This window comes from Kribbella sp. (genome assembly GCF_035655035.1).
GTDB lineage: Bacteria > Actinomycetota > Actinomycetes > Propionibacteriales > Kribbellaceae > Kribbella.
Genome location: NZ_DASRVN010000568.1, coordinates 1 through 3375 on the forward strand (window position 1 = coordinate 1; position 3375 = coordinate 3375).

Below are 3375 nucleotides of genomic sequence, written 5' to 3' on the forward strand. Positions count from 1 at the left end.
TCGACCCGCGCCGCGTTCCAGTCGGCGTCCGGCGCGAACCCGGTGGCGTACAGCGTGTCGCCGATCGCGATCCCGTCGTTCATCCAGAACCCGCTGCCGAAGGCGCCGTTCTCCGGGGTGACGAACGTCGTGCGCGCCGGATCGGGCCGGTTGCCGACGAGGACGGCGGACGAGTTGTTGACGAACCCGGTCTGCCGATAGGTCAGCGAGTCCGGATCCACGGTGCCGATCCGGGTGTCGCTGAAGATGAACGCGGTCCGCGAGCCGGAGGTCGCGGACCCGATCCCGTCGCGGCCGTCGAGCGGGACGGAGTAGATCCCGTCCGCGCCGATCCAGCCTGAGCGGCGGTCGAACAACTGGGTCCACTCGTCGGCACGGGTGGCACGCAGCGGCCGGCCGGAGGAGGAAGTGGTGGGGGAGGACCAGGACGGCGCCGGCAGCGCGGCGGAGACGCTCAGGCCGGAGGCCAGAGCGGCGTTGGTGCGCAGGAAGGTACGGCGGGAAACGGTGCTCACCGCAGGCACCCTAGGTAGAAATGTCAACGTTGACAAGGCTATGTCAACGTTGACATCATCAAATCGCTTCGCACTTGTTGCTGTCACTCAGTGAGGGAGTACCAACCGTGCGTCAATCCCGCATCCCCCTCGTCCTCGCGGCCCTGCTTGCCGCGACCGCCCTCTCGGTTCCGGCGCAGGCTGCGCCGGCCCGGCATCGTGTCTCGGACCTGGTGGTCGAGAGTGCGACCGAGCTCGGCCCGATCACCCAGAACCCGCACAACGCCGCCCGCGACAACGGGCAGAGCGTCCGCTACGGCAACCAGTCGGTCTGGTTCTTCGACGACACGATCCTGAAGAACCCGGACGGCTTCCTGACCAGTACCGCCGCGACCACCAGCGACCTGGACGCGAGCGACAACATCACGCTGACCTCGGCGAACCCGCTCGACGAGCACTCCACCGGCGTACCGCCCGAGTTCGTCCCGTTCTCGGCCGCCGAGACCGCGTTCCAGCAGCAGCACGCGTCGTCCGACTGTACGAACTCCACCGACGAGTACTGCGGGACCGTGTTCGCGCACTGGCCCGGGCCGGCCGTCGTGGACCAGGCGCGGCACCGGATCCTGGTGTCGTACGGCAAGCTCTGCCGCGGCGGCCGGGTCGGTACGCCGTGCGAGTCGGGCTTCGTCGGCCAGGCGCAGGGCACCGGCCTGCTCTCGGTCGACATGGACAGCAAGACGATCACCCGGCTCACCGCGACCAACCGCCCGGCCGATATCCCGAGCCCGGAGGGCACCGACAACACGCTGTTCTTCCCGCCCGGCCAGGACTGGGGCGGCCAGGCGATGGTGCTCGTCGGCAGCACGCTCTACGGCTACGGCAAGTGCACCCTCGACGGCTGCGCGGTCGCGAAGGTCCCGGTCGCGCAGGTCACCGACATCTCCCAGTGGCGCTTCTACATCGGTGCCGACGGCAACGGTAATCCGCAGTGGTCGACGGACCCGGGCAAGGCCGTCCAGGTGAAGGCGAACGGCGCCGCCGGCTCCACGGTGTACTGGGACAGCGCGTTCGGCGCGTACGTCAACACGTTCATGCAGTTCCAGTCCCAGGACGTCCAGTACCAGACGGCGCCCAATCCGTGGGGCCCGTGGAGTACGCCGACCAAGCTCTTCACCGCCGCGAAGACCAGCGGCATCGAGTACGCCGCGTTCGCGCACCCCGAGTACACCAGCGCGGACGGCCTGACGAAGTACTACACGTACTACACCTCGTCGACCGGCGCCCAGATGCTCGTCAAGGTCCGCTTCGCGAAGGGGTCGTGATGCATCAGCATCCACAACGCACGATCGACCGGGCCCGCCGGATGCTCGACGGCCACCTGCAGCCCGCCGTCGAGCGCCGGACGGCGCCGCTGCAGGTGGCCGTACGCCGGTTGCCGGGCGAGCCGGAACCGTTCGAGCGCGCGACCGCCGGACCGTTCGAGCCGTTCACCGCCGGATCCACCTGGGGTCCGGCGTGGACGACCGCCTGGTTCCATCTGCAGGGCGACGTACCGGCCGGCTGGGACGCGGCCGTGGTCGTCGACCTCGGCTTCGACGGCGGTCCCGGCTTCCAGTGCGAGGGCCTCGTGTACCGGGCGGACGGCAGCATCGTGAAGGGCGTGCACCCGCGCAGCCGGTACGTCCGGCTCGACCCGGGGACGACGACGGTCGACCTGTACGTCGAGGCCGCCGCGAACCCGGACATCGCCGCGAAGGCGTTCCGCCCGACCGGGCTCGGCGACGGGCTCGACGTGGAGGGCGAACCGCAGTACCGCTTCCGCCGCGCCGCGGTGGTGGCGCTGGACGCCGAGGTCGACGCCCTGGCGGTCGATCTCGACGTACTGATCGGCTGGGCGGTCGAGCTGGCCGCCGACGACCCGCGCCGGTCGAAGATCCTCCGGGCGCTGGACCGGGCCTGCGACGTGATCGACCCGGACCGGATCCACGAGTGCGTCGAGGCCGCGCGGGCCGAGCTCGCGCCGGTACTCGCGCAGCCGGCCGCGGCGAGTACGCATCGGGTCGCGGCGGTGGGGCACGCGCACATCGACTCCGCCTGGCTGTGGCCGATGCGGGAGACCGTGCGCAAGTGCACGCGGACGTTCGCGAACGTGCTGGCGTTGATGGACGACTATCCGGAGCTGCGGTTCGCCTGTTCGCAGGCGCAGCAGTACGCGTGGATCGAGGAGCACCAGCCGAAGCTGTTCGCCCGGATCAGCGACGCGGTCGCGGCCGGCCGGTTCGTGCCGGCCGGCGGGATGTGGGTCGAGTCCGACACCAACATGCCGGGCGGGGAGGCGCTCGTCCGGCAGTTCGTGCACGGCAAGCGGTACTTCGCCGACCGGTTCGGCGTCGAGCCGCGGGAGGTGTGGCTGCCGGACTCGTTCGGGTACTCCGCCGCGCTGCCGCAGATCGCCGTACTGGCCGGGTTCCGCTGGTTCCTGACCCAGAAGCTGGCCTGGCACCCGACGAACCCGTTCCCGCATCACACGTTCTGGTGGGAGGGGATCGACGGCACCCGGCTGTTCGCGCACCTGCCGCCGGTCGACACGTACCTGGCCGAGCTGACCCCGGCCGAGCTGAACCACGCGACGCAGAACTTCCGCGACCACGCCGGTGCGACCACGTCGCTGGTCCCGTTCGGTCACGGCGACGGCGGTGGCGGGCCGACCGCGGTGATGATGGAGCGGGCGCGCCGGCAGGCGGACCTGGAGGGTGCGCCGCCGATCGAGCACCTGACACCGACGGCGTTCTTCGAGCGCGCCGAGGCCGAGTACCCGGACGCGCCGGTGTGGGTCGGTGAGCTCTACATGGAGGCCCATCGCGGTACGTACACGTCGCAG

General features: G+C 70.5%; 1 protein-coding gene and 2 pseudogenes. 2 read left to right on the forward strand and 1 reads right to left on the reverse strand.

Going from position 1 to position 3375, the window contains the following annotated elements:
* A pseudogene (locus VFF46_RS30350) lies at positions 1-515 on the reverse strand (hypothetical protein); the annotation flags it as partial.
* A gap of 107 nt (positions 516-622) precedes the next feature.
* Here VFF46_RS30350 and VFF46_RS30355 point away from each other — a divergent pair.
* Positions 623-1816: a DUF4185 domain-containing protein gene (locus VFF46_RS30355; protein WP_325040657.1), complete on the forward strand. Its 1194-nt coding sequence runs from the start codon at positions 623-625 to the stop codon at positions 1814-1816.
* Positions 1816-3375, forward strand: a pseudogene (locus VFF46_RS30360) (alpha-mannosidase); the annotation flags it as partial. The gene VFF46_RS30355 and the pseudogene VFF46_RS30360, both read left to right, overlap by 1 nt.